The organism is Tatumella sp. JGM94, from assembly GCF_018257595.1.
In the GTDB taxonomy this organism is placed as follows: Bacteria; Pseudomonadota; Gammaproteobacteria; order Enterobacterales; family Enterobacteriaceae; genus Tatumella; species Tatumella punctata.
The window spans coordinates 1-25,244 of the sequence record NZ_JAERJN010000015.1; the positions used below are offsets into that span (position 1 = coordinate 1).

The 25,244-nt window shown below is 51.9% G+C and carries 22 protein-coding genes, 1 tRNA gene and 2 pseudogenes; 11 read left to right on the forward strand and 14 right to left on the reverse strand.

All coding sequences use genetic code 11. From position 1 onward, the window contains the following. The 9 genes and pseudogenes from JK216_RS17045 to JK216_RS11795 form a co-directional block, all read right to left on the reverse strand. Window positions 1-167 (reverse strand): annotated as a pseudogene (locus tag JK216_RS17045) (IS3 family transposase); the annotation flags it as partial. Between the two features lie 127 nt (window positions 168-294). Next, entirely contained in the window at window positions 295-549 is a 255-nt protein-coding gene (locus JK216_RS11760) for a pyocin S6 family toxin immunity protein (RefSeq protein ID WP_212711724.1), read from the reverse strand. Then, window positions 546-992, reverse strand: coding sequence for a colicin E3/pyocin S6 family cytotoxin (locus JK216_RS11765; RefSeq protein WP_249213112.1), 447 nt, complete (start codon window positions 990-992; stop codon window positions 546-548). The genes JK216_RS11760 and JK216_RS11765 overlap by 4 nt, the downstream gene beginning before the upstream one ends. Next, the gene (locus tag JK216_RS11770; protein WP_212711728.1) at window positions 943-1,566 is read right to left on the reverse strand and encodes a hypothetical protein; all 624 of its coding nucleotides are present in this window, start codon (window positions 1,564-1,566) and stop codon (window positions 943-945) included. The genes JK216_RS11765 and JK216_RS11770 overlap by 50 nt, the downstream gene beginning before the upstream one ends. Window positions 1,567-1,677: 111 nt before the next feature. Then, window positions 1,678-1,923 (reverse strand): colicin E3-like toxin immunity protein, encoded by a 246-nt coding sequence (locus tag JK216_RS11775; protein ID WP_212711723.1) that lies wholly within the window; start codon window positions 1,921-1,923, stop codon window positions 1,678-1,680. Between the two features lie 8 nt (window positions 1,924-1,931). Next, window positions 1,932-3,536, reverse strand: coding sequence for an S-type pyocin domain-containing protein (locus tag JK216_RS11780; RefSeq protein WP_212711722.1), 1,605 nt, complete (start codon window positions 3,534-3,536; stop codon window positions 1,932-1,934). Between the two features lie 120 nt (window positions 3,537-3,656). After that, on the reverse strand, window positions 3,657-3,911 hold the full coding sequence (locus tag JK216_RS11785) for a hypothetical protein (protein WP_212711721.1): 255 nt from the start codon (window positions 3,909-3,911) through the stop codon (window positions 3,657-3,659). Next, window positions 3,908-5,485, reverse strand: a complete 1,578-nt coding sequence (locus JK216_RS11790) for an S-type pyocin domain-containing protein (RefSeq protein ID WP_212711720.1) — start codon at window positions 5,483-5,485, stop codon at window positions 3,908-3,910. Before JK216_RS11790 ends, JK216_RS11785 begins: the two co-directional genes overlap by 4 nt. Further along, on the reverse strand, window positions 5,485-5,721 hold the full coding sequence (locus JK216_RS11795) for a hypothetical protein (RefSeq protein WP_212711719.1): 237 nt from the start codon (window positions 5,719-5,721) through the stop codon (window positions 5,485-5,487). Before JK216_RS11795 ends, JK216_RS11790 begins: the two co-directional genes overlap by 1 nt. A 331-nt stretch (window positions 5,722-6,052) precedes the next feature. On the opposite strand from JK216_RS11795, the pseudogene JK216_RS11800 reads away from it, so the two are divergent. Further along, window positions 6,053-7,137, forward strand: a pseudogene (locus JK216_RS11800) (transposase). A 132-nt stretch (window positions 7,138-7,269) separates the two neighbouring features. Here JK216_RS11800 and JK216_RS11805 read toward each other — a convergent pair. Then, window positions 7,270-7,345 (reverse strand) — tRNA-Ile (locus tag JK216_RS11805). Between the two features lie 241 nt (window positions 7,346-7,586). Between JK216_RS11805 and JK216_RS11810 the strand changes: the two genes are divergently transcribed. From JK216_RS11810 to JK216_RS11855, 10 genes are all read left to right on the forward strand, one after another. Then, window positions 7,587-7,979 (forward strand): phosphate-starvation-inducible PsiE family protein, encoded by a 393-nt coding sequence (locus tag JK216_RS11810; protein WP_212710676.1) that lies wholly within the window; start codon window positions 7,587-7,589, stop codon window positions 7,977-7,979. Window positions 7,980-8,158: 179 nt separating this feature from the next. Beyond that, a complete protein-coding gene (deoR, locus tag JK216_RS11815; RefSeq protein ID WP_212711718.1) occupies window positions 8,159-8,950 on the forward strand; it encodes a DNA-binding transcriptional repressor DeoR in 792 nt (263 codons plus the stop codon). 93 nt (window positions 8,951-9,043) lie between these two features. Further along, complete coding sequence (locus JK216_RS11820; RefSeq protein WP_212711717.1) at window positions 9,044-9,838, forward strand: deaminated glutathione amidase; 795 nt, start codon at window positions 9,044-9,046, stop codon at window positions 9,836-9,838. Window positions 9,839-10,353: 515 nt separating this feature from the next. Continuing rightward, window positions 10,354-11,316, forward strand: coding sequence for an isoaspartyl peptidase/L-asparaginase (locus JK216_RS11825; protein ID WP_212708593.1), 963 nt, complete (start codon window positions 10,354-10,356; stop codon window positions 11,314-11,316). Window positions 11,317-11,325: 9 nt separating this feature from the next. Next, window positions 11,326-13,185 carry a dipeptide ABC transporter ATP-binding protein gene (locus JK216_RS11830; RefSeq protein WP_212711716.1) on the forward strand — a complete coding sequence of 620 codons (1,860 nt, stop codon included), beginning with the start codon at window positions 11,326-11,328 and terminating at the stop codon, window positions 13,183-13,185. 72 nt (window positions 13,186-13,257) lie between these two features. After that, a complete protein-coding gene (gene gsiB, locus JK216_RS11835; protein ID WP_212708595.1) occupies window positions 13,258-14,796 on the forward strand; it encodes a glutathione ABC transporter substrate-binding protein GsiB in 1,539 nt (512 codons plus the stop codon). Window positions 14,797-14,842: 46 nt separating this feature from the next. Continuing rightward, complete coding sequence (gsiC, locus tag JK216_RS11840; protein WP_212708596.1) at window positions 14,843-15,763, forward strand: glutathione ABC transporter permease GsiC; 921 nt, start codon at window positions 14,843-14,845, stop codon at window positions 15,761-15,763. A gap of 9 nt (window positions 15,764-15,772) precedes the next feature. Next, complete coding sequence (gene gsiD / locus JK216_RS11845; protein WP_212711715.1) at window positions 15,773-16,684, forward strand: glutathione ABC transporter permease GsiD; 912 nt, start codon at window positions 15,773-15,775, stop codon at window positions 16,682-16,684. A 702-nt stretch (window positions 16,685-17,386) separates the two neighbouring features. Further along, window positions 17,387-19,078 carry an aspartate-alanine antiporter gene (aspT, locus tag JK216_RS11850; protein WP_212708598.1) on the forward strand — a complete coding sequence of 564 codons (1,692 nt, stop codon included), beginning with the start codon at window positions 17,387-17,389 and terminating at the stop codon, window positions 19,076-19,078. 58 nt (window positions 19,079-19,136) lie between these two features. Beyond that, window positions 19,137-20,741, forward strand: coding sequence for a bifunctional aspartate transaminase/aspartate 4-decarboxylase (locus JK216_RS11855; RefSeq protein WP_212711714.1), 1,605 nt, complete (start codon window positions 19,137-19,139; stop codon window positions 20,739-20,741). An 86-nt stretch (window positions 20,742-20,827) separates the two neighbouring features. Here JK216_RS11855 and JK216_RS11860 read toward each other — a convergent pair whose 3' ends face one another. From JK216_RS11860 to JK216_RS11875, 4 genes are all read right to left on the reverse strand, one after another. After that, window positions 20,828-21,385: a YceI family protein gene (locus JK216_RS11860; protein WP_212711713.1), complete on the reverse strand. Its 558-nt coding sequence runs from the start codon at window positions 21,383-21,385 to the stop codon at window positions 20,828-20,830. A 100-nt stretch (window positions 21,386-21,485) separates the two neighbouring features. Continuing rightward, entirely contained in the window at window positions 21,486-22,613 is a 1,128-nt protein-coding gene (locus JK216_RS11865; RefSeq protein ID WP_212711712.1) for an alkylhydroperoxidase domain protein, read from the reverse strand. Then, window positions 22,610-23,635: a putative FMN-dependent luciferase-like monooxygenase gene (locus JK216_RS11870; RefSeq protein ID WP_212711711.1), complete on the reverse strand. Its 1,026-nt coding sequence runs from the start codon at window positions 23,633-23,635 to the stop codon at window positions 22,610-22,612. Before JK216_RS11870 ends, JK216_RS11865 begins: the two co-directional genes overlap by 4 nt. Beyond that, entirely contained in the window at window positions 23,632-25,242 is a 1,611-nt protein-coding gene (locus JK216_RS11875) for an ABC transporter ATP-binding protein (RefSeq protein WP_212711726.1), read from the reverse strand. The genes JK216_RS11870 and JK216_RS11875 overlap by 4 nt, the downstream gene beginning before the upstream one ends. Window positions 25,243-25,244: the final 2 nt, after the last annotated feature.

Here is a 25,244-nt window from a genome sequence, read left to right on the forward strand (position 1 = left end):
TACAGGCCTTTTTTACGGCAGTATTCTGCCACTTCAGCCTCGGAAAGCGTGGCAGTTTCGACTATCACAGCAAAGCGTGCTTCTGCTGACCATTGGTCTGTTGTTTTCTCTGCACCGGGCACCGGTTTCCCCTCTGATTTAGCCTGATTACGCCAGTTATACAGGGTAGCNAATACGTTTCATGTGTCACTCCATGCCCTCAGATTGATTTTTCAGAGGGGGTGACAACTATGCTGACACTGAGGGGTTGGATAGATAATTGAAAACGCGCTTTAAAGCGAGGATAACTCTATTTCAGAGTTCCCCACCTGATATTTGAAAATCCAAATTTTCTTGGAAAAAGTTTTTATCCAAGATTTTCTCAATTGCCTTGACCTGTTGGCTGGTAAGATCCCATCCACCGATCCCTGCAGTAAAGTCACTATAGTCTTCATCCGTCCAAACCATGACTTTAGCTATTTCCGGGAGTTTTTCTTTTGGTATATCGATTTCGAAGACGAGTAGTTCATCTACACGTTCGAAAGCATCAATAGTATAAATAATTGTCATTTTTCTACCTTTCTTGTCGGATCTGCTGGTTTAGTTTGCTCACCTGTTATTGGGTCAAACTCGCCTAAATGATTGCGCCCTGAACGATCATAAATTTCGACCGTACCGTGTTGTGAATCCCATTCATAGATACGCCCTTTAGAATCTTTCCATCTTGAACGCAATGATCTCCCGCCCTTAACCGGGGTCCTTTTTTTAGCTGTTTTAGCATCTGGGAAGGCAGGTAATGGAAGATTTCCCTTTGGAGCCACATGATATTTATGATCAGCATTCAGATAAATATATATTGGTGGAATATTAGGCAGTGGCAGAACAAGAATATAATCCGCAAAATTCTTCTCTTCCGGCGCCGGAGTGGTTGTCGCCTCGATGCGGGTATTTTCCGGCAGCGGATCAACAATAACAGGGTTTGGTATCCTTACCGGGTGGCGTGTGCCAGCCATGAGGAACCGGATTGCCTTTATCATCCTGTTCCCACGTATAACGCACACGGCTTGGTGCTTCACGCATCTGTTCCAGACGTATCCGGTCAATAAAGTCCTGTTCACCGTCATTGAGCCTGCCGGGCATCATTCCCAACACGACTGCCGCGATGGGAGCACCGGGGCCGCTGGCCGCTATTCTTCCTGCTCCGCTTGCTAACTCACCCAGTTTTACCGCCCACGTTCCTGATGTAATGGCATTTCCACCAATCAGGGTAAGAACTCTGGCTCCTTCAACAGCCGTCTGAACATTAGCAGCACTTGTCGCTGCGGCTGTTGCCCGCGGGTATTCCACTTCTTCATAATTACCGAACCACCATTTATACAGGGCGCTTCGCTTTTTCGGCTGTGGAATATCTTCAGCAGGTTTGTTTTTCCTGGCGGTCTGAGCATGTTGGGGAACATCAGTATCGGAAGCTGGATCAGCAGGGGAAACGGCCTGATAAAATGCCATCGCCGCAAAATGAGTATGGGGTTCCTGCTCTTCCCCGGCATCATTACAACCTTCACCCCGCAGGCAGGATTTGGCAAACACACGATTGCGATCACGCTCTTCCGCCCGTTGAGCAGCACATAAAGAACAGTGTGCTGCGACTAAACAACTACCGAGTGCTAAGTACTAGAATAGAAAACCTATATTATTTTATTAATCTCGTTTAAATACCAGCTGGTAGTCATATTTATCGAAATCAATGTGGTGTGAAAATAATGGTTGTAAATCATTCTTCCACGAACTTAATACATCGAATCCGCCGTCATATATTCTTCCATCAAATGGTAAATTAAATTTTTTGATTAGACTCCCATCCTGACCTAAATCTGCAGAGGTCTCTTTATTGATCAAAATATCATCTGTTTTATCAAACCATTCTAATATTAATTTCAGTCCCATCTTTCACCTCAAAGGTATCTTTTAATATTTCGGCTTTTAACTGCAGGTTTTAACTGCTTACCTGTTTTATAATCTACAGACCCTAAATGCTCACCATCGCTTGCCCTGTATTCCTCAAGCTCACCGTGCTGAGAATCCCATTCGTAAATCCTCCTACCTTTAGCATCAACCCAGCGCTCTCTAAGTCCACCCCCACCTTGTTTAGGTGTTTTTTTCTTAGCCTGTCTGAGACCTGGAATACCAATTTCACTAGTTTCCGGGGCTGGATGATAATCATGATTTTTATCAGGAATACCTGAACATCCCTGACTAAGATATACATAAATCGGCGGAATATCCGACACTGGCAGAATAAGAATATAATCCGCAAAATTCTTCTCTTCCGGCGCCGGAGTGGTTGTCGCCTCGATGCGGGTATTTTCCGGCAGCGGATCAACAATAACAGGGTTTGGTATCCTTACCGGGTGCCGGTTGCCTGTATTTGAAGGCGCATTGACACCTGAACTGTCGGGCGTCCAGATGATGGTGATGCGCGGATCTTCCTCTGTGGTGAATGTATACGCTTTCCGGCTGCTGTCCCACTCCATTTTGCGCACACGCACCCTGTCTTTACCCGGTGGCGTATGCCAGCCATGAGGAACAGGATTGCCTTTATCATCCTGTTCCCACGTATAACGCACACGCGTCGGTGCTTCACGCATCTGTTCCAGACGTATCCGGTCAATAAAGTCCTGTTCACCGTCATTGAGCCTGCCGGGCATCATTCCCAACACGACTGCCGCGATGGGAGCACCGGGGCCGCTGGCCGCTATTCTTCCAACTCCGCGTGCTAACTCACCCAGTTTTACCGCCCACGTTCCTGATGTAATGGCATTTCCACCAATCAGGGTAAGAACACTGGCTCCTTCAACAGCCGTCTGAGCATTAGCAGCACTCGTCGCTGCGGCTGTTGCCCGCTGGTATTCGATTTCTTCATAATTACCGAACCACCATTTATACAGGGCGCTTCGCTTTTTCGGCTGTGGAATATCTTCAGCAGGTTTGTTTTTCCTGGCGGTCTGAGCATGTTGGGGAACATCAGTATCGGAAGCTGGATCAGCAGGGGGAACGGCCTGATAAAATGCCATCGCCGCAAAATGAGTATGGGGTTCCTGCTCTTCCCCGGCATCATTACAACCTTCACCCCGCAGGCAGGATTTGGCAAACACACGATTGCGGTCACGTTCTTCCGCCCGTTGTTTAGTTCTTTCTTCTGCTGCGGCCTGACGTTCAGCAACCAGTGCCGCAAGGGCTGCAACAGAAGGATCCGGGCCTCTGCCAACCCATTGTCCTGCCGGCGCGATAATCCGGTTAGCCCCTGACGGGCAGCTACAGCGCACAACTGAACCATCCACCGCTGCTATTTTTCCATTATTGGTATCACGGGGTTCACCGGAGACGATAACCCCTGCCTCACCGCATACAGGACAGGGGGTGGTTTTGTCCCCGACACGAACCACCCTGCGCCCATGTTCAGTATCATTGGACATGGAGGCGATACACACAGCACCGGTGGTGGTTTTATCACCCTCCAGTGCGGTTCCCCGGCCATAACAGTTCGAACGGTTTCCCATTACGCCACCTCACAGGGTGGCAGGAACTCCTCCGGCATCTCTTCTCCTTCACGACCTGCAATCATCGGCGGTAATCCCTCCCAAGGTATTTCGTGCTGCTTCAGAGATATTTGTAATGTATTAGACACTGCCGCCTGAAATCTGTAGAGAGTTATCAGAGGAATAGAATTTTTTACATAGTAAGTTCTCTAATTTAATCGCTTGGCTTTCATTAATATTATAAACACCAATTCCTAATGAAAATTCCTTTTTATCCTCTTCACTCCATCCCATAATTTCAGCTACATCTGACAGTTTATTCTCTGGGATTTCAATTTCAAGAAGCAACGTCTCATCCACTTTACTATATACATCAATAGTATACGCTATCGTCATTTTTCCACCTTTCTTGTTGGGTCCGCGGGTTTTGTTTGCTCACCAGTGATATGATTAAATTCACCTAAATGATTGCGACCTGAACGATCATAAACTTCTACCGTGCCATGTTGAGAATCCCACTCATAGATTTTTCCTTTTGAATCTTTCCAACGATTACGTAGTTTCCCACCGCCCTTAACAGGTGTTTTAGCTTGCGCTTTTTTGGCATCAGGATACGCAGGTAGCGGAGGATTTTCTTTCGGCGCAGTGTAGTATTTATGATCCGCGTTTATATAAACATAAATCGGCGGAATATCCGACACTGGCAGAACAAGAATATAATCCGCAAATGTCTTCTCTTCCGGTGCCGGTGTGGTTGTCGCCTCAATACGGGTATTTTCCGGCAGCGGATCAACAATAACAGGGTTTGGTATCCTTACCGGGTGCCGGTTGCCTGTATTTGAAGGCGCATTGACACCTGAACTGTCGGGCGTCCAGATGATGGTGATGCGCGGATCTTCCTCTGTGGTGAATGTATACGCTTTCCGGCTGCTGTCCCACTCCATTTTGCGCACACGCACCCTGTCTTTACCCGGTGGCGTATGCCAGCCATGAGGAACAGGATTGCCTTTATCATCCTGCTCCCAGGTATAACGCACACGGCTTGGTGCTTCACGCATCTGTTCCAGACGCATCCGGTCAATAAAGTCCTGTTCGCCATCATTGAGTCTGCCGGGCATCATTCCCAACACGACTGCCGCGATGGGAGCACCGGGGCCGCTGGCCGCTATTCTTCCAACTCCGCGTGCTAACTCACCCAGTTTTACCGCCCACGTTCCTGATGTAATGGCATTTCCACCAATCAGGGTAAGAACACTGGCTCCTTCAACAGCCGTCTGAGCATTAGCAGCACTTGTCGCTGCGGCTGTTGCCCGCTGGTATTCGATTTCTTCATAATTACCGAACCACCATTTATACAGGGCGCTTCGCTTTTTCGGCTGTGGAATATCTTCAGCAGGTTTGTTTTTCCTGGCGGTCTGAGCATGTTGGGGAACATCAGTATCGGAAGCTGGATCAGCAGGGGGAACGGCCTGATAAAATGCCATTGCCGCAAAATGAGTATGGGGTTCCTGCTCTTCCCCGGCATCATTACAACCTTCACCCCGCAGGCAGGATTTGGCAAACACACGATTGCGGTCACGTTCTTCAGCCAGTTGTTTAGTTCTTTCTTCTGCTGCGGCCTGACGTTCAGCAACCAGTGCCGCAAGGGCTGCAACAGAAGGGTCCGGGCCCCTGCCAACCCATTGTCCTGCCGGCGCGATAATCCGGTTAGACCCTGACGGGCAGCCACAGCGCACAACTGAACCATCCACCGCTGCTATTTTTCCATGATTGGTATCACGGGGTTCACCGGAGACGATAACCCCTGCCTCACCGCATACAGGACAGGGGGTGGTTTTGTCCCCGACACGAACCACCCTGCGTCCGTGTTCAGTATCATTGGACATGGAGGCAATACACACAGCACCGGTGGTGGTTTTATCACCCTCCAGTGCGGTTCCCCGGCCATAACAGTTCGAACGGTTTCCCATTACGCCACCTCACAGGATGACAGGAAATCCTCCGGCACGAGATTACTCTGTCTGCCCTCTGTTGTAGCCCGGTACAGGGTGTTAACAGCATGCTGCCAGCAATATGCCTGCGGGCCAGCGATAAGCACACGCGCTGCCTCAGTAATTGTGGCCGGTGCTTCCGCCGTAAACAGGGATTGCACTGTGGCTGAAAGCCGTTGTTCTGCGGTCAGTCCATTGTTGTATTGACGATCCATTTGCTTTTCCTTGTCAGCGTCAGGGGGTAACTGATGCAATATTAACCGGATTGTAATTTGACTGAAAAGAGATGCCCGTCATGATATGAAGGATATTAAAGAAGAAAAAACTATAACAGGGACTTCGGCTTAAGGGATTAATGGTGTTATCGCTTCTTTATTTATCTGGCCGAGTCCGGGAACGAATTTTCTGTCGTTATTGACCATTGGCTCCCTGTCCAAATCGTCTTCAGCTTCTGGCAGAGAATCGCTCCTCGCCGGGGAATATCCCTCAGTGTCAGCATAGTTGTCACCCCCTCTGAAAAATCAATCTGAGGGCATGGAGTGACACATGAAACGTATTTCACCGGAGCGTAAGGCTGCAACACTGGCAAAACTGTTACCGCCTTACAATATGACTGTCACGGCTGTTGCACAGATGGAAGGAATATCCGAAGCTACCCTGTATAACTGGCGTAATCAGGCTAAATCAGAGGGGAAACCGGTGCCCGGTGCAGAAAAGAACAGTGAACAATGGTCAGCAGAAGCACGCTTTGCCGTGATAGTCGAAACCGCCACACTGAGTGAGGCAGAGACTGCAGAATACTGCCGTAAAAAAGGCCTGTATCCGGAACAGATTATTCAGTGGAAACAGGGTTTTATGCAGACTGAAAACCCTAATGATAAAGCCGCCCTGAAACAGAGCCTGAAAGAAAATAAGCAGCTGAAGAAAGAACTGCTCCGCAAAGAAAAAGCCCTGGCGGAGGCGGCAGCCATACTGGTACTGCGAAAAAAGCTTACGGATTACTACGGGGAAACCGGCGGGGAAGACTGACGCCGTACAATGAGCGACAACAGTTTATTGTGTGGATTAATGAAGCTGTCAGCTCAGGTGCCCGGCTTGTTATTGCCTGCCGGGAAGTACAGCTGAGTCTGCGCACCTGGCGCCGCTGGCAGAAAACACCACGTGACGGCAGACCTGAAGCCCTCAGGCCGGTACCGTTTAACCGGTTATCCTCTGAGGAAGAAAGCCGGATACGGGATGTCTGCCATCAGCCGGAATATGCCAGCCTGCCGCCGTCACAAATCGTGCCGCAGCTGGCCGACAAAAGCATTTACCTGGCGAGTGAATCCACATTTTACCGTGTGCTGCGGCGGTCAGGCGAAGTGCACTGCCGGGGGCGTCAGGCACGTCAGCAAAAGGCCGCCGTCCCGACAACCTATACCGCCACCGGACCCTGTCAGGTCTGGTCATGGGATATCACCTGGTTACCGTCGGTGGTGCGCGGAGAAGATCATGTGCTTCTTAAACAGCGTGATGAACTGTACCGGAGCGCGAGACAGGCTCATCCTGAACGATGGTCAGGTAAAACAAGAAACTGGCAGCCGGAAGGTCCGGTAACCCTGAACCCGGAACGGGAAAAACAGGCGGCTTAAATTAACCGGGGGTGACAACTACCTCGACACTTACCGCCTCCGTTAAACACGGGGATTGCCCGCCTATTACTGCACTGGTTAGCGAGCAAAAAAAAGACCCAGATAATTTATTATCTGAGTCTTTGTTTTATTTGGTGGCCCCTGCTGGGTTTGAACCAGCGACCAAGCGATTATGAGTCGCCTGCTCTGACCACTGAGCTAAGGGGCCTTTAAGTGGCGTGGATTATAAGGTATCTGTGGCTGCTTATCCAGCACCTCTGGTTTAGTTGCTGTTTTTTACAGCAATCATTTACCGGCAGAGGGTATGCAGGGCAGCAGCAGGCCCTGTCCGGACTGGCTGCAATACCCGGTAGCAGTAATTAATTTCCCTCTGCGGACGGTATTTTTTAAAATCAGTCACCTGTAGTGATAATTACGCCCGCAGGCGATTACTTATTTCGGAGACAACGATGAAGTTCCCGCGCAGTATCCATTCCGTCATCGAAAAAGGCGGATTGGTGATCATTCTGCTTTCAACCATTTTTGCCGGACTCAGCCATGTGGTGACCATGGTGATCAACCGGCACATCACAGTCAGCGATATCCTGTTGCTGTTTATGTATCTCGAATTTATCTCAATGACCGAAACCTACTGGAAAATGGGTCAGTTACCGGTACGTATGCCGCTGTATATCGCGATGGTCGGTATCGCCCGTCATCTGATGACCGAGCCCAGCGATATTAAACCTCAGGAAATTGTCTGGTATGCACTGGCTATCGTGTTGCTGGGTGTTGCGGTGTTAATTGTCCGCTACGGCCATATTAAATTCCCCTACCGTAAACACGAAGACGAAGAAACCTGATCTCCCGCCGCCTGCCAGGTCTCCGGCAGGCGGTTATTGACCGGCCCTCGCCGCAGAAATGTTTTCTTCTGCCCGTATCGTTTGTGCTTCCTGCCCGGACATGCGCATAATCTTCAGCGTTATCTTCTGTTGTCAGTACAGCCGCCAGAACAACAGATTACCGGTGAGGGAATGACAGAATGACGGAAACCAGACGCGAACAACGTATACAGCTCCTGTTGCAGGAAATTAAGCGGGAACAACGGATCCACCTGAGCCGGGCCGCCGCATTACTGGGAGTGTCGGGAATGACCATCCGGCGTGACCTTAGCCATTACCCGCAGCAATTGTTATTGCTGGGTGGCTATATTGTCAGTACCACCCGCCAGCAAACGGCTCACTACTTTATTTCTGATCAGCAAACCCAGCATACTGCGCAAAAAAAACAGCTCGCCCGGCTGGCGGCTGCTCTGATCAGTCCGCAGGACACAGTATTTTTTGACTGCGGAACCACAACGCCACGTATTATTGCCGCCATTGATAATAGCCTGCCCTTTACCGCACTGACGGCATCGATGAATACTTTCCTGGCATTACAGGAAAAAACGGCCTGCCGGGTGATCCTCAGCGGAGGTGAATTTCATCCTGATAATGCGATTTTTACGCCAGTCGGTGCACACCCGCAGCTGGAAGAGGTATGCCCGGCGCTGGCTTTTATTTCGGCGGCGGGTCTGGATGAGCGGCAGGGGGTCACCTGTTACAACCTTAATGAATTACCGATGAAACATCGCGCGCTGCAGCGGGCAGGACATAAAGTACTGGTGCTGGACAGCAGTAAATTCGGCAAAGTATTACCGGCACGGATCGCCGATATTACCGCCTTTGATACCCTAATCACCGATCAGCCACTGCCATCGGGCCTGGCACAGCAACTGGCTACCGCTACGGTACGGGTTATAACACCCTGTTCAGACACGGATAACAACCGATAACCTGCCGCAGGGATGAATATTATACAGCAGTAATAGCGTCCCCGCCGGGAGTTATCTATGATGGCCCGGACACCCTTATCAGAGGATACTGTGATGAAAGTTGCACTCGGACAGTTTGCCGTCAGCCGCGAATGGCAGGAAAATGCCGCCACTTGTCAGCAACTGATGCAACAGGCAACTGATGGCGGAGCCGATCTGCTGGTGCTTCCGGAAGCCATTCTGGCCAGAGACAATACCCAGCCAGGCTATGTGATTGATGCCGCCCAGCCGGAAGAGGGGCCTTTTCTCAGTACGCTGCTGGCGGCCAGCCGCGGGTTATCTGTGACCACCATTTTTACCCAGCATATTCCTGCCGCCGATCAGCGGGCAGTGAACACGCTGTTTGCCATCCGTCAGGGTGAGATTATCGCCCGTTATCAGAAACTGCATCTGTATGATGCCTTTGCAGTACAGGAGTCAGCCCGGGTCGATGCGGGTCATCAGGTTCCTCCCCTGATTACGGTGGCAGGGTTACAGGTCGGACTGATGATCTGTTATGACATCCGTTTTCCGGAACTGGCCAGACGGCTGGCTGCAGAAGGGGCCGATGTACTGGTTCTGCCCTCAGCCTGGCTGCGTGGCCCGCTAAAAGAAAGGCACTGGGAGTTACTGACCTGTGCCCGTGCGCTGGAAAATACCTGCTATATGGTGGCGGTGGGGGAATGTGGCCCGAAAAATACCGGCAACAGTCTGGTCGCTGACCCGCTGGGTGTCATTATCGCCAGTGCCGGTGAAGCGGCGGGATTACTGTTTGCTGACGTTGATCCGCAGCGGATCCGTTATGCACGGCAAATCGTCCCGGTACTGGAGAATCGCCGTTTTGCCACCCCACAGCTCAGGGACAACTGAGGCCGCTCAGAAAGATTATCACTGCCTTCACCCGTTCACCACCGCGCGGGTTTATATGCAGAGAATGCAGACCGGACACTTTTCTGCAGGCATACCGCCTGCGAAATCACCTCTGCTGATAACACAGCCCTGCCCGCCGGTCACTGTTCCCCGCGACAAAATATGCCGGGGTACCGTTGCGTCAGCACATAAATGCCGCAGGATATCGCGGTGCGGGCGCATTTGCTGGCCATTTCCGGCCAGCCCATTCTGAACGATGGCGGTATCCTTTACCGTTAACCTGCCCTTCTTCTGCGACGGTAAATCACAGCCACTGTGTTCAACTGACGGTGATTTATTTTCTTTCAGAGTGCCAGTCTCCGACGGTTAGGTCTTTTTTTTACTATCCATAACAAAAGGGTATTAACCGACAGCAAAAGCAGGCTTTACAAGCTGTTCTGCAATTTTTATAGTCAAAATGTATAAAAATCATAAATAACTATAAATTATTTCCCTTGGATACAGGACAGACAGGCGTGAAAACTGCAATTGCAATCCACGGCGGGGCCGGGACTATTACCCGTAGTGCCCTGAGCCCTGAAAAAGAACAGCAATACCGCCAGGCACTACAGGAAATTATTACCGCAGGTCAGGATATTTTAACCGCCGGTGGTAGCGCCACAGACGCCGTCACTGAAGCGGTACGTCTGCTGGAAGAATGTCCGTTATTTAATGCCGGTAAAGGTTCAGTCTTTACCCATCAGGGGACCCATGAACTGGATGCCTGCCTGATGGATGGCCGCACCCGTCAGGCCGGTGCCGTTGCGGCGGTCAGCAGGGTACGTAATCCGGTGCTGGCGGCCAAAGCCGTGCTGGAACACAGTCCCCACGTCTTGCTGGCGGGTCCGGGAGCGGATGATTTCGCCGCCGCACAAGGTCTGGAGATGGTCAGCAAAGATTTTTATTCTACCGCTGAACGTTTCGCACAGCTGCAACAGGCCCTGCAGAGTGACGGTATTCTGCTGGACCATGATGCGGCTGCCCTGCAGGGCGGTGATCCTATCGATCCGAAAAGTAAATTCGGCACTGTGGGTGCTGTGGCACTGGATGCCGCTGGCAACCTGGCCTCAGCCACGTCTACCGGGGGGCTGACCAATAAACGGGCCGGCCGTATCGGTGATACTCCGCTGCCGGGCGCGGGCTGCTATGCCGATCAGCAGGTCGCCGTCTCCTGCACCGGCACCGGCGAGGTCTTTATACTGGCCCAGGCCGGTTACGATATTTCGGCACAGATCAGGTATGCCGGACGCTCTCTGGACAGTGCCTGTGAGCATCTGATGCGGACCATTGGCCAACTTGACGGCGAAGGCGGTCTGATCGCTGTCGATGCCAGTGGTCATATCGCACTGCCTTTTAACAGCGAAGGAATGTACCGCGCCTCTGCTCAGGGCGAAAACCCGCCGCAGGTTGCTATCTACCGCCAGCTATCAGACATCTGAGGAACGGCCATGACTGATCTCCTCCGGGCAATGATCCGGGATCCGGAACGGGTACTGCTGGCAGAAAATCTCAGCGTTTCCTTCGGAGGTAACCCTCAGTATTTTCAGGCCGTTGATCGCTTATCACTGTCCGTCAACCGTGGTGAGACACTGGCCCTGGTCGGCGAATCCGGTTCCGGTAAATCCGTGACTTCCCTCGCCCTGATGGGTCTGCTCCGGCAGAACGATGCTCAGGTTTCCGGTGAGCGCTGGCTGCGGCGGCGCAACGGATCTCTGTTTGATCTTGGCCGCGCCGATCAACAGCAACTGCGCAGGATCCGCGGAGCAGATATCGCAATGATCTTCCAGGAACCCATGACTTCCCTGAATCCGGTATTTCCGGTCGGAGAGCAGATCGCCGAATCTCTGCGTCTGCATCAGGGAAACAACGCCGCACAGGCCCGTAAACAAGCCTGTGAATTACTGGAACGGGTGAAAATTCCGGCCGCCGCAGATACGATGCAACGCTTTCCTCACCAGCTTTCAGGCGGAATGCGTCAGCGGGTGATGATCGCCATGGCTCTGAGCTGTCGCCCGGCACTGCTGATTGCCGATGAACCCACTACCGCACTTGATGTTACCGTCCAGGCGCAGATCCTTAATCTGATCCGTGAACTGCAACAGGAGATGCATATGGGGGTGATTTTTATCACCCACGATATGGGCGTGGTGGCCGAAATGGCCGATCGGGTGACGGTGATGCACCATGGCCGGCAGGTGGAAACCGCCCCACTGCGTCAGTTATTTGTGGCTCCCCGCCAGCAATATACCCGCGAATTACTCGCGGCAGTCCCTGCTCTCGGCGCGATGCGTGGTCAGCCGCTACCGGCAAAATTTCCACTGCCCGACGAAGGTAACTCAGCACTGGTACTTCAGCCGGATACCGTACAGCGTAATGCTCCGCCCGTATTACAGGTCCGGGATTTAGTGACCCGTTTTGATATCCGTGGTGGCTGGCTGAACCGGGTCGAACGTCAGGTACATGCCGTAGAACACGTCAGCTTCGATCTGTATGCCGGAGAAACTCTGGCACTGGTCGGCGAATCCGGCTGTGGCAAATCCACCACCGGCCGTTCACTGCTGAAACTGGCCGACAGCCAGGGCGGATCGATCACCTTTAACGGGCAGCGAATCGATCAAATCAGCGGATCGGCACTGGCGCATCTGCGCCGTGATATTCAGTTTATTTTTCAGGATCCTTACGCATCACTGGATCCGCGTCAGACCGTCGGTTTTTCCATTATGGAACCGTTGCTGGTACATAACGTGATGGATCGCGCCGCTGCTGCCGAACGGGCCAGAGAATTACTGATCAAAGTCGGTTTGCAGGCAGCCCATGCCAGCCGCTACCCCCATCAATTTTCCGGCGGACAGCGACAGCGGATCTGTATTGCCCGCGCACTGGCCTTAAACCCGAAAGTAGTGATTGCTGATGAGTCGGTGTCCGCACTGGATGTCTCTGTACAGGCAAAAATCATTAACCTGATGATGGATTTACAACAGGAATACGGTATCGCTTTCCTGTTTATTTCCCATGATATGGCGGTGGTTGAACGAATCAGTCATCGGGTCGCTGTCATGTATCTCGGGCAGATCGTTGAGATAGGTACCCGTCAGCAGGTTTTCGAAAATCCTCAGCATCCTTATACCCGTAAACTGATGGCTGCGGTGCCGGTCGCCGATCCGGATGCGCCGCGCCATATCAGCAGTACCCGCGTCGAAGAGATCCCGGATGCCATTTACCGGCGCGGAGAGGCCCCGCCACCGGTGACCCTGGTGCAGGTGGCTGCACAGCATTTTGTTGCACGTTGTACGGATCCGATCCGCTGACCTTTCACGACATACTGCCCTCTGCGCGCGACAGCCCGCCAGGCATAATAATCATCACAGGAGAACAGGACGATGAACCAGAAAACCGCTCAGTGGCTGATTGCCGCCGGCCTTATCGGCAGCAGTGCCGTCGCCATGCCTGCTTTTGCCGCCAAAGATATTGTCGTTGCCGTCTTGTCCGGCTTTACGACTATGGACCCGTACGATGCTAACGACACCCTGTCCCAGAGTGTGGCGAAATCTTTCTATCAGGGATTGTTTGGCTTCGATAAAAATATGAAGCTGGAGAATGTGCTGGCCGAAAGCTATACCGTCAGTAAGGACGGACTGACCTATACGTTTAAACTGCGCCCGGCAGTGAAATTCCAGGACGGTACTGACTTTACGGCAGAGGCGGTTAAAGTGAACCTTGACCGCGCCAGTAACCCCGACAGCCACCTGAAACGCTACAATCTGTTTAAAAATATCGCCCATACCGATGTCGTTGATCCTTTAACCGTTAAAGTGACCCTGAAACAGCCGTTCTCAGCGTTTATCAATAATCTGGCCCACCCGTCAGCAGTGATGATCTCTCCGGCCGCACTGAAAAAATACGGCAAGGATATCGGTTTCCACCCGGTCGGTACCGGCCCGTATCAGTTTGTCAGCTGGAACCAGACTGACGATATGAAAGTTAAAAAATGGGACGGTTACTGGAAAAAAGGTTACCCGAAACTGGATGAAATCACCTGGCGTCCGGTCGTGGATAACAATACCAGGGCAGCAATGCTGCAAACCGGCGAAGCAACGCTGGCCTTTCCTATCCCTTACGAACAGGCACCGTTGCTGAAAAAAGACAATAAACTGGATGTTGTCACCTGGCCTTCGATTATGCAGCGTTATATCAGTATGAACGTCACGCAAAAACCGTTCAGTAACCCGAAAGTCCGTGAAGCACTCAATTATGCAATCAACCGCCAGGCCCTGGTAAAAGTGGCATTCTCCGGCTATGCCACCCCCGCCACCGGGATTGTGCCTCCGGCCATCGCTTACGCCCGGACCTTCCCTGAACCGGTGTATGACCCGGCAAAAGCCCGCGAGTTGCTGAAAGAAGCCGGTTATCCGAACGGTTTTTCCACCACTCTCTGGTCGTCACATAACTACACGACGGCACAGAAAGTACTGCAGTTTGTGCAACAGCAGCTGGCTCAGGTTGGCGTTAAAGTACAGGTACTGGCTATGGATGCCGGACAACGGGCTGCACAGGTCGAAGATAAAGGCCAGAAAGAGAGCGGAGTCAGGATGTTCTATACGGGCTGGTCCGCCTCCACCGGTGAAGCAGACTGGGCACTGACACCTCTGTTTGCCACCGCATCATGGCCACCGGCGATTTTCAATACGGCTTTTTACAGTAATCCGCAAGTGGATAAAGACCTGGCCGATGCCCTGAAAACGACCGACGATGCACAAAAAACCGCCCTGTATCAGGATGCACAGAATCTTATCTGGAAAGACCAGCCATGGATCCCACTGGTGGTTGAAAAACTGGTCTCCGCCAACAATAAAAATCTGACCGGTTTTTATATTATGCCGGATACTTCGTTTAATTTTGACGATGCGGATCTGAAGTAAAATAACAGGGCTGGCAGCAATGCCAGCCCCTCCGTCAGGACAGTGAATGTTTAATTATTTTATCAAACGCCTGCTGGGTATGATCCCGACACTGATGATTGTCGCGGTACTGGTTTTTTTATTTGTTCATATGCTGCCCGGCGACCCGGCCCGGTTACAGGCAGGCGCCGATGCGGACGACAGCGTGGTCGCCATGCTGCGCCATCAGCTGGGGCTGGATTTACCCCTGCCGGTACAATTCTGGCATTACCTGCTGCAGTTAATACAGGGTGATTTCGGACAATCAATGGTTTCGAAACGCCCGGTCAGCCAGGAAATTGCCATGCGCTTTATGCCCACCCTGCTGCTGACCCTGACCAGCATGTTCTGGTCCTGCCTGTGTGGTTTAATTATCGGAGTTGTATCGGCCGTATGGCGTAACCGCTGGCCTGACCGGCTCGGGATGCTGCTGGCGGTCTCCGGTATTTCCTTCCCTGCCTTTGCCCTCGGTATTCTGCTGATGCAAATCTTCTCGGTGCAGCTCGGCTGGCTGCCGACCGTCGGGGCCGGAAGCTGGCAGCACTATATTCTGCCATCACTGACTCTCGGGGCGGCAGTGGCGGCGGTAATGGCGCGTTTTACCCGTTCATCTTTTATCGAAATTATGGATGAAGATTATATGCGCACCGCTCGCGCCAAAGGCGCATCTGAGTTTGCGATTATTTTTAAACATGGCCTGCGTAATGCCATGATCCCGGTCGTCACCATGATGGGCCTGCAATTCGGTTTTCTGCTGGGGGGATCGATTGTTGTGGAAGTGGTATTTAACTGGCCGGGCCTCGGACGATTACTGATTGATTCGGTTTCTATGCGTGACTATCCGGTGATCCAGGCCGAAGTTCTGCTGTTTTCGTTTGAATTTATTCTGATAAATCTGCTGGTTGACCTGCTGTATGCAGCGATTAATCCGGCTATCCGTTACCGCTGAGAGGACTTAATGAAAAACTGGCGACGTGACGCAGCCCTGAAAGCAATGCCGTTACTCGAAGCACATCAGCCACGCACTCCGTGGCTGGAGTTCCGGCAACGTTTTCAGCAGCAGCCGGTAGCCATGGGTGCTGCGGTGTTTATTTTACTGCTACTGATCCTCGCGGCAATTGGCCCGTGGGTCAGCCCCTATGATGCTGAAAACTTTTTTGATTATGACCGCCTCGATCAGGGACCGACTGTGGTGCACTGGTTCGGTGTCGATGCTCTGGGACGGGATATCTTTAGCCGTGTACTGGCCGGTACCCGTATATCATTGCTGGCGGGAGTGTTCTCGGTCGCGATTGGCTCGGTAATAGGTACACTGCTCGGCCTGATCGCCGGGTATTACCAGGGCTGGGCTGACCGGATCATTATGCGGATCTGCGATGTATTGTTCGCTTTCCCCGGCATCCTGCTGGCAATAGCTATAGTCGCGATTATGGGCAGCGGTATGTCTAACGTTATTCTGGCGGTGGCGGTGTTCAGCATACCGGCCTTTGCCCGGCTGGTGCGTGGCAATACCCTGGTACTGAAACGCCAGACCTTTATCGAAGCGGCCCGCAGTATCGGGGCCCCTGACCACCATATTATATTACGGCATATTTTGCCGGGTACCCTGTCGTCGATAGTCGTCTATTTCACCATGCGTATCGGTGTTTCGATTATTTCGGCTGCCAGTCTGTCATTTATCGGTCTCGGCGCACAGCCCCCCACCCCGGAATGGGGGGCAATGCTGAATGAAGCCCGTGCTGATATGGTGATGGCTCCCCATGTCGCTCTGTTCCCCTGCCTGGCGATATTTCTGACAGTACTGGCGTTTAATCTGCTGGGTGACGGGTTACGTGATGCCCTTGACCCGAAACTGCGTACTCACCGGTAACCTCCGTTCAGCCGCGGCAGCAGTACCGAGACGCTGTGCTACTTTTCTCTGCGGGCCTGCTCAGTAGCCGCTTTATGTGCTTTTCCCCGGCCATGGCATGCCGGCCGGGGAGCGGCTCTCTGCCGGGGTGAAGGATAATTAATTATTGTCAGTCACTATCCGTCCGCAGTAATAATATCAATCTGTCACTGATTATTTATAGACAGACAATCCGTCACAACCGAATGACGAAACACACGCTTAATCCCCCGCCAGGGAGGCAGCTATGTCTTGCCGGCTAAATAACCAAAAACCGATAATGCATTAAACTTCCTTAAGCTCACAATACAACAAAGATCACAGCATAATAAAAAAACACGCAAAAACATTGCTGATTCCCCCGGTAAAATCATTATTAAAACAATATAATTAAGCAGTAATGAAAATTAACCGCTGAAAAATAAATTGAAATTAAATTTCATCAGCTTAGCGATAACTAAACAGTGATTTGCTGAATAATATGACTGACTAGCAGTTAATGTTAAAAAAACACAATGACATTCATAATAAAAACCGAAAGAAATATAAAGCATCAAATAACAAAATAGCTGCGGGTGGCTGATATTTAATTTCTTCACAACATAACGCACCGGAGAAAATAGTATTTTATAAATCCATAACCAAAATTAACACTTACTTCAACATTCATACAGAGACTGAATAATGAACTGGATAGTCGGCGTGTTACGTACTTATCCTGAAATCGCTATTTTTTTAGCATTAGGGATAGGCTACTGGTTTGGCGGAAAAAGTTATCGCGGGTTTAGTCTTGGGGTAGTGACATCAACACTGATCGCTGCATTGATCATTGGTTCGGTCGGTATCGAAATATCCGCGGCAGTAAAAAGTATCTTTTTCCTGATGTTTTTATTTGCGGTCGGCTATGGTGTCGGGCCACAGTTTGTTCAGGGTATCGCCAAAGACGGGCTGCCGCAGGCGCTGTTTGCGGTGGTGGTATGCGTTATTTGTCTGCTCTGTGCAGCAATTGCTGCCTGGGCTGCGCACTTTAACTTAGGCTCTGCCGCCGGGTTATTTGCCGGTTCGCAGACCATCTCATCGTCAATGGGCTTAGCCACCGATGCTATTAACCGGCTCGGGTTACCGGCCAGTAGCACACAAGGTGCGCTAAATGATATGCCGGTTGCCTACGCGGTAACCTATATTTTCGGCACCATTGGTTCAGCGGTTTTCCTGGCGCTGATCGGTCCGAAAATGCTGGGGATTGATCTGGCTTCTGCCTGTAAAGACTATGAAGCAAAACTGGGCGGCGGCAGTGCCGGTAATATCGATGATGAAGGCACTGCCTGGCATAATTACGTGCTGCGGGCTTATAAAATATCGGCTAAATCTCCGGTCGCCGGTAAAACCATTAAACAGGTCGAACAGGAAAATAATAATAACCGGTTATTTATTGAAGGACTGCGCCGTAATGGCGAAGTACTCAATATTACCGCTGATTTACGCATTCTGCAGGATGATATTCTGGCGGTCGGCGGATCATACCAGAGTATTATTTCTGTCCTTAAGCATGCTGATGAGATCGCAGATCCGGTACTGCTGGCTCTGCCGGAAGAAGGTATCGATGTACTGGTCACCAATAAAAATTACTATGGAAAAACACTGCAGGAACTGGCATCCCGTCCGACAGCCCACGGGGTATTTATCCGTAAAATTAAACGCGGCTTACTGTCCCATGAGATTCCCGTACTACCGGGGACTGCCCTGCACCGCGGAGATGTGTTAACTATCCACGGGCTGACAAAAGATATTGAACGGGCGGCACGGGATTTAGGGGTGGCGGATAAACCGGTCAATATGGCAGATGTGTCTTTTATCGGTCTGGTTATTTTTATCGGTGCGGTCATCGGGGCAATTGTGATTAATATCGGAGGTATTCCGGTCACCCTGTCTACCGCCGGGGGGACTCTGATTGCCGGGCTGGTTGCCGGATGGCTGCGTTCGGTGCGTCCGTCTTTCGGACATATCCCGCAACCCACGGTCTGGTTTATGAATTCAGCCGGTCTGAATGTCTTTATTGCAGTCGTCGGTTTAAATGCGGCCGGAGGCTTTATTCATGGCCTGCAGACTCTGGGACTCAGTTTATTTCTGTGGGGAATATTTTCCACTCTGGTTCCGCTGATTATTTCCATGTATATCGGCCGCTGGATATTTCGTTTCCATCCGGCATTACTGTTTGGCTGCCTTGCCGGAGCACGAACCACTACCGCCGCACTGGGGATGATTTGTGATGCTGCCAAAAGTAATATTCCGGCGCTCGGATATACCGTGACTTATGCCGTAGGTAATACCCTGCTCACTATCTGGGGCATGGTGATGATTATGATCCTCTCGTAATCAGCGGGTAACCCGTTATTACAGAGAAAATATCATTATATTTAATACAGGAATAACCATGAATACGAATAATGATTTAAATAAATACTCAAACCTGAGTCCGTTTGAGCTGAAAGATGTATTAATCAGTGTTGCCAGCGGCAAATCTAACCGTATTATGCTGAATGCCGGCCGCGGCAATCCTAACTTTCTGGCCACCACTCCGCGCCAGGCGTTTTTCCAGCTGGGCCTGTTTGCCACCGCTGAAGCGGAATTGTCATTATCTTATCTGGAACAGCAACTGGGGGGGATCCCCGCGGCTGAAGGTATCAGCCACCGGTTTACGCGGTTTCTCCACCAGCAGCAGGGGCAGCCGGGGATTGATTTACTGAACAAAAGCCTCAGCTATGTACGTGACCAGTTAGGGCTGGATCCTGATGCCTTTATTCATGAGATGGTGGAAGGGATCCTTGGCTGTAATTACCCTATTCCGCCCAGAATGCTCAGTCTGAGTGAAAAGATCGTTCATGAATATCTGTCTGATGAAATGAGCAGCGATAAACTGCAGGGCCAGGAATTCGATATATTTCCGGTGGAAGGCGGTACCGCAGCCATGACCTACATTTTCAACTCATTGAAAATGAATCACCTGATCAGTAAGGGGGATAAAGTCGCGATCGGGATGCCGACGTTTACACCTTATTTCGAAATACCGCTGCTGGAAGAGTATGGTCTGGAGATAGTGACTATTAATGCCTGTGCTGAGCAGGGATGGCAATATCCGGACAGTGAACTGGATAAACTCAAAGATGATAAAATTAAAATATTTTTTATCGTTAATCCGAGTAATCCGCCTTCAGTCAGCATGAGTGAGCACGCTCTCAGCTATATTAAAAATATTGTGAAGACACAACGCCCTGACTTATTTATTCTGACTGACGATGTGTACGGAACCTTTGCTGATAAATTTAATTCGTTATTCAGTTACTGTCCTGAAAATACCGCCCTGGTCTATTCCTGGTCAAAATACTTTGGTGCGACCGGCTGGCGGCTGGGGGCTATCGCCCTGCATAAGGACAATATTCTGGATAAACAGATCACCGCGTTCCCGCAGGACATTCATCAGCGGCTGAATAAGCGCTACTCTTCCATTGTTGACGACAGCAGCAAACTAAAATTTATCGACCGGCTGGTCGCCGATAGCCGGGTGGTGGCCCTGAATCATACCGCCGGGTTATCCACCCCGCAACAGGTACAGATGGTATTGTTTTCCCTGTTCTCATTAATCGATATCAACGAGCATTACAAAACCGCACTGAAAAAACTGATCCGCCGTCGTCACCATGCGCTCTACCATCAGTTGCAACTGACCATTCCGGAAGATAAGTGGGAAGTTGAATATTATACCCTGCTTGATTTCGTCGATATTGCCAGCCGGTTATATGGCACTGAATTCGGCCAGTGGGCCCGGCAGAATGTGGACATTAATGCATTACTGTTCAGGATCGCCGACGAAACCGGTGTGGTTATGTTACCGGCATCCGGCTTCGGCACCCCGATGCCCGGCGGACGCGTTTCCCTGGCGAATCTGAATGAATACGATTATGTGAATATCGGTAAAGCCCTGAAACAAGTCGCTGCCGAAAGTTATCAGCGCTATCAGAGCTCACGATCAGCCAGATAATCCTGTCGTGCACTCACGGTATTCTGTCGTGTTTCCTGCCGCGGGCCGGGACACGACAGCCTGTTTCATCTCCCCGTTTCCGCTGATTATCCGCCGGTACTGTCCGCATATAACACAATATCGACGCGGATCGGATCACTGACAATTACCGGATATTGCCCCATAGCAAAAGACCGACGGGAAAGGGTGGTTTGTGCAGATAAACGAATACGCTGTGCAGACACACGGCGTTGCTGAGCAAATAATATCAGTGACTTACGGACATTTTTGATCTGCAGACTGCCAAATACCCGGTAACGTCCGTCAGACAGTGCCACCATCCGGTTGCTGCTGAACACTGCTTCAGGGTATTTTTCCTGATCAAAAAAAGCAGCACTTTTTAATGCGCGGGTCAGCAGCCAGTTATTGGCGTCCAGTGCAGCAATCGGTAGCCTGGCCTGCAGACGAATTTGTGAATCCTGCTGTTGATCAAAATTTATCTCTCCCTGAACAGCCGATAAACGGGCATGGTATTCCCGCACCCCAATCATTTGCCAGTATAATTCGAGATGGCTGAGCTGCGGATTAATCAGATACTGTCCGGCTACCCCTGCTAACGGGAGACAGGCAACAATCATCACCAGTAATTTTATGGCCGGGGACATACCTTTTCCGCCCGATAACTTAACAGACTCCGATGATAAACGCTTCGCGTAGGATTTAACAGCGACAGGCTCCCGGCCGCGGCAGCCTGTTTCCGGGCCGCTATCGGGCCGCTGTCTCAGCGTTTTGTGGCAGAATAAAAGGTTCCCCCAGAGTCAGCATCAGACGATTCGCCCAGGCAAAGAAAGCTGCTGACTGAATCAGATCCGTTATTTCCAGCACCGGGAGAGAGAGATCACTCAGGGTCCGCAGGTGTGTCGCAGTCAGTTGCGGAGGCGTCAGAGACAGGGCCGCAACCGCCTCAATTTCGGCCTGCCAGCGCTCTGACTGTCCGGCGGATAACGGGTCTCCCGGCTGAACCTGTAGCAGCAGTGCCACTTCATCACGTTTCTTAGACAACTGGCTGGCCTTACGGGCATGGACCGAAGCGCAATAAATACAGCCATTCACTTTACTGGTCACCGCTGCCGCCAGCTCACGCTCGGCGCGGGGCAATCCGCCGGGCGTATAAAAAATGCCTTTATCGGTTAATGTCCGCTGTTCCAGTACCGGCAGATCACGCCCCAGTAAACGGAAATATGCCGAGTTCTGATGGCCAAAACCTGTCAGGATCTCCTGCTGTTGCGGAGTAAACTCTGTCAGTGGTTTTGGCGCTAACCAGGGCTCCCAGCCAAGAGTTTTCTGGGTAAACGCGACCGGGGCTGGTTGCTGTTGTTGTGTCTGCGGGTGAGTATGCCAGCGGCCTGCACACACCAGAGGGTTAGGCTCACCGGCAGAAGGGGCCTGGTGATCTGCCAGTAACCGGAAACCGCTGATTAACCGGCTCTGGAAACTGACAAAAGCAATCAGCTGTGCCAGGGTGACAATAGTGTCTGTCTGCCAGCCAGCCTGCTGCAAGTGCTGTATATCATCCGGCCCGCACGCCACCGGCTCGAACGTCAGCCGGCGGGCAAAACTCAGGGCCGCCGTCAGCGCGGCAGAAGGCTGCGCCGCCGGACTCAGGGACGCATAATGTTGTTGTAATGCTGTGAGCTGGTGCCAGGCCGCCACTTGTGCCGCAATCAGGGTACGCAGGGCCAGCGGAAAGTCATCACTGCCGCGACTGAACAGCGCCTGATAACTGCCCTGTGTATGTTCGGTTGCCTGCTGACGGATTACGCGGCTTTCAGCCAGTTCAGAGCCGGCGCTGATACCCGCTAAATACTGAACCACATCATAATTTTCACTCATAGAGACCTCTCCGGTAAAGACTCCGGGGCAGTATTACGCAGCACCGGGGTAATATAACGCGACAGTAATTCCAGCGAACGCAGTACATCCCCGTGTTCCGGCTCCACGGAATGAACCTGGAAGGAGATATCCGTGACCCGTGACAGGCAACTGTCACGCAGCAGAGATGCCAGTACATCCGGCGGGTCGCCGATATGCGCATCAAACTGCCCGATATAGTCGTCAAGGGTTTCACCCCGCAACTGATGACCCGACTGGCGGTAACCTTCGGCCTGCGCCGTCAGGCCAGGTAACGCAATCTTACGGGCATACTGCCGGTCATCGGCGACAAACGCGGTACGGGATGCCAGAATCCGCGGTTCAGTTCCGGCAGGCAGAGCCGCCAGATAGGCATCAATCAGCGGATTTTGCAGTTCATCCAGAGCCAGTCCCGGCTGACCCGCCGGTCGCGGCTGGGTACGGGATAACATCAGCCCGAGGCCTGCTTTACCGGCTCTTTCCGCGCCTTCGGCGGAGAAAGTGGCAATCCAGAGTTTATCTATCAGTTGCGGGGCCGCAGGGTACAGGCAATTCGCGGTCTGCTGTAACGGTGCCCCTCGCAGCCCCTGCTGTAAAACAGCCAGATTCGCGGCAAACGTCTCCGCCCGCTGATCAAAAGTTTGTCCGAAAGGTTCAAACGAGCCCGGGGTTCCCCCGGAGCCCAGCCCCAGTTCCAGGCGCCCGCCGATCAGCAGATCAAGTACCGCGGCATCCTCTGCCACCCGTATCGCATTTTCCATCGGCAGGGTGATAATCGCCGTCCCGAGACGGATTTTCCTGGTATGGGCACCGGCATGGGCCAGGAATAATAACGGCGACGGCAGCCCGCCTTCATGCTCATGAAAATGGTGCTGGGCGACCCAGGCACTGTCAAAACCCAATGCCTCCGCATGGCAGACCTGTTCTGTTGCCAGCCGGTAACGTTCTCCGGCCGGCGCTTTTTCCAGTAACCGGGTAAAAAAACCTATCCGTTTTGCGGTCATATATGCACCTCCTGCGCTGGCGTAAATGAGGGTATCGCAGTAATCAGCTGCCGGGTGTATTCGTTCTGTGGCGCAGAAAACAGCTGTTCGGTACTGCCATGTTCTACCAGCTGACCGTTACGTAATACGGAGACCTGATGAGCAATACGGCGTACCACCTGTAAATCATGGGTAATAAATAAATACGTCAGTGACAGCTTTTGCTGTAATTCCCTGAGTAATGTCAGGATCTGCGACTGCACCGTAACATCCAGCGCCGAGGTTGCCTCATCCAGTACCAGAATTTCCGGCCGGAGGATCAATGCACGGGCAATCGCCACCCGCTGCCGCTGTCCTCCGGATAACTGATGCGCCCGCCGTGATAACAGGGACGGATCTAAGGCTACCTGAGCCGCAGCGGTTTCCACCTGTTGCTGACGCTGCTGTCGTGTCAGATTATGAAAATTGAGTAACGGCTCTTCAATCACCGAGAACAGGGTCTGACGCGGGTCAAGAGATGAAAAAGGGTTCTGATACACGAACTGGATTTTCTGTCGTAACTGCCGCCAGCCCTGGCGGGATAAGCTGGCGACACTCTGTCCGCTGATTTCGATACTGCCACTGTCTGCCTGTTCAAATCCCAGCAGAATACGGGCCAGAGTGGTTTTTCCGGAACCTGACTCGCCGACCAGTGCATGGGTCGTGCCCCGCAGTACTGTCAGAGAAATATCCTGCAACGCCTGCATCTGCTGGCGATGATTAAGAGAAAATCGCTTACGGACTGCCTGCATACGGATTACCGCAGGGCTGTCAGGCTCCGCGACCGGCAGCGGGACAGCCGTATAGTTTTGTCGTACATCAGCCAGTAATTGTGCAGTATAAGGGTGCTGTGGCTGACGGATCACCTGCGCTGTGGTGCCCTGTTCCAGTAACCGCCCTTCTCGGAATACCGCCAGCCGGTCTGCATGTTCACTGGCCAGGGCCAGATCATGGGTAACGAACAGTACCGCAGTCCCGTAGTCATGTCGCAATTCATCAATCAGCGTCATGATATGTTTTTGTACCGTAACATCCAGTGCGCTGGTGGGTTCATCGGCAATGATCAATGCCGGTTTTAAAGCAATGGCAATAGCAATTAATACCCGTTGTTTCATGCCCCCGGACAGCTGATGCGGATACTGAAGAATTCGCTGTTGCGGATGACTCAGTCCGACCCGTTGGAACAGTTCTGTCACACGCTGCCGGCGCTGACGACGTGACAGGCGATCCCCGCCCAGCAACAGCACTTCTCCCACCTGCTCACCCAGCGTTTTTAACGGGTTAAGGGAGTCAGCCGGATCCTGCGGGATCAGTGAAATCTGCGATCCCCGCAAACTGTCCAGCCTGGCGGAAGACCACTGGCTGATATCTTCGCCATTAAACCGGATATGGCCTGCGCTGCGGCGGCCATTTTCCGCTAACAAACCGATAACCGCCTGAGCGGTGGTCGTTTTTCCTGACCCGGATTCACCCACCACTGCCAGCATTTCACCGGCATTCAGAGTCAGGCTGATACTATGGACGGTCTCCCGCCACTGGTCAGCGGAATGATAAGCAATACTCAGCTCTTCCAGTTGTAACACCGGCAATC